The following is a 1,838-nucleotide window of genomic DNA, read 5'->3' on the forward strand; positions in this document are numbered from 1 at the left end:
GCTGCGGTTCAGGCGGGCGGGCGCGGGTTCGATGACGTGAAAGCTCATGGCGGGTTCCTTCTTCCTTCGGTTCCAGCTCGCCGCCCCCGTCAGGAGGTCAGCCCTTCCGGCTCGGGCAGGCCATGCACCCGCGAGCAGGCGGTGACGGTATTGGCCAGCAGGCAGGCGATGGTCATGGGCCCCACGCCGCCCGGCACCGGGGTGATGGCGCCGGCGACTGCCGCGGCGCTGTCGAAATCGACGTCGCCGACCAGCCGGGTCCTGCCCTTGCTCTCGATGCGGTTGATGCCGACATCGATCACGGTGGCGCCCGGCTTGATCCAGTCGCCGGGGATCATCTGCGGCCGGCCCACCGCCGCGACCAGGATATCGGCGGTGCGGCAGACCTCGGCCAGGTTCCGGCTTCGGCTATGCGCGATGGTCACCGTGCAGCTGTCGCCTAGCAGCAGTTGCGCCATCGGCTTGCCGACGATGTTCGAGCGGCCGACGATGACCGCGTTCAAGCCCGAAAGCGAGCCGTGATGTTCGCGCAGCATCAGCAGGCAGCCCAGCGGCGTGCAGGGCACCATGCTCTTCTGTCCCGTCCCCAGCAGCCCGACATTCGAGATGTGAAAGCCGTCCACGTCCTTCGCCGGGTCGATGGCGTTGATGACCACGTCCGGGTCCAGATGCGCCGGCAGCGGCAGCTGCACTAGGATGCCGTGCACCGCGGGGTCGTTGTTCAGCCGCTCGATCAGCGCCAGCAGGTCGGATTCCGAGGTATCGGCGTCCAGCTTGTGCTCCCAGGAGTTCATCCCCGCTTCCAGCGTCGCCTTGCCCTTGGAGCGGACATAGACGTCGGAGGCCGGGTTCTCGCCCACCAGCACGACCGCCAGTCCCGGGGTGATGCCGGCATCCGCCTTCAGCCGTTCCACGGCCGCCGCGACCCGGTCCCGGACCGTCGCCGCGAAACCCTTGCCGTCGATGATCTTGGCGTTCATTGTCTTCCTTTCCTGATGATGCGCCCGGTCCCGCAGCATGGGCAGGCCCGCTGGTTCGCCTGGCACGGGCAAAGGGTCGGGCGGTCAGAACAGACCTTCGACCTCGCGCGCGCCGTTCAGCCCGATCGCCTCGGCGGCGGGCTGCCGGGGCAGTCCGGGCATGGTCATGATCTCGCCGCAGATGACGACGACGAAGCCGGCGCCGGCGGCCAGCCGCACCTCGCGGATCGGCACGGAATGGCCCTCGGGCGCGCCGCGCAGATTGGGGTCGGTGGTGAAGCTGTATTGGGTCTTGGCCATGCAGATCGGCAGGTGGCCATAGCCCTGGCCTTCCCATTCCTTCAGCTGGTTGCGGATCGCGGTATCGGCCAGCACCGCGTCGGCATGGTAGATGCGCTTGGCGATGGTCTCGATCTTGGCGAACAGCGACAGGTCGTCGGGATAGAGCGGGGCGAATTCCGCGCCGCCCGCCTCGGCGATCTGCACGACCTTCTGCGCCAGCTCGACCGCGCCTTCCGAGCCCTCGGCCCAATGCCTGCACAGGATCGCCTCGACCCCGCGCGCCCTGGCATAGTCCTGCAGCGCCCGGATCTCGGCCTCGGTATCGCCGGCGAAGTGATTGACCGCGACGACCACCGGCACGCCGAAGGATTTCATGTTGGCGATGTGGCGGCCCAGATTGGCGCAGCCCTTGCGCAGCGCCTCGACATTCTCGGCCGCCAGATCCGCCTTGGCGACGCCGCCGTTCATCTTCAGCGCGCGCACCGTGGCGACGATCACCGCCACGTCCGGCTTCAGCCCGGCCTTGCGGCATTTGATGTCGAAGAACTTCTCGGCCCCCAGGTCGGCGCCGAAGCC

At 68.3% G+C, this 1,838-nt stretch carries 2 protein-coding genes; both read right to left on the minus strand.

Features of this window, described 5'->3' with window-relative positions; translation table 11 throughout:
* Positions 1-89 precede the first annotated feature (89 nt).
* Positions 90-980, minus strand: coding sequence for a bifunctional methylenetetrahydrofolate dehydrogenase/methenyltetrahydrofolate cyclohydrolase FolD (gene folD, locus E3D03_RS20595; protein WP_263568503.1), 891 nt, complete (start codon positions 978-980; stop codon positions 90-92).
* 84 nt (positions 981-1,064) lie between these two features.
* The coding region (locus E3D03_RS20600) for a formate--tetrahydrofolate ligase (RefSeq protein ID WP_263568504.1) at positions 1,065-1,838 on the minus strand (774 nt) is incomplete at its 5' end.

Origin of the sequence: Paracoccus sp. DMF, assembly GCF_004407025.1 — a bacterium.
Lineage (GTDB): Bacteria > Pseudomonadota > Alphaproteobacteria > Rhodobacterales > Rhodobacteraceae > Paracoccus > Paracoccus aminovorans_B.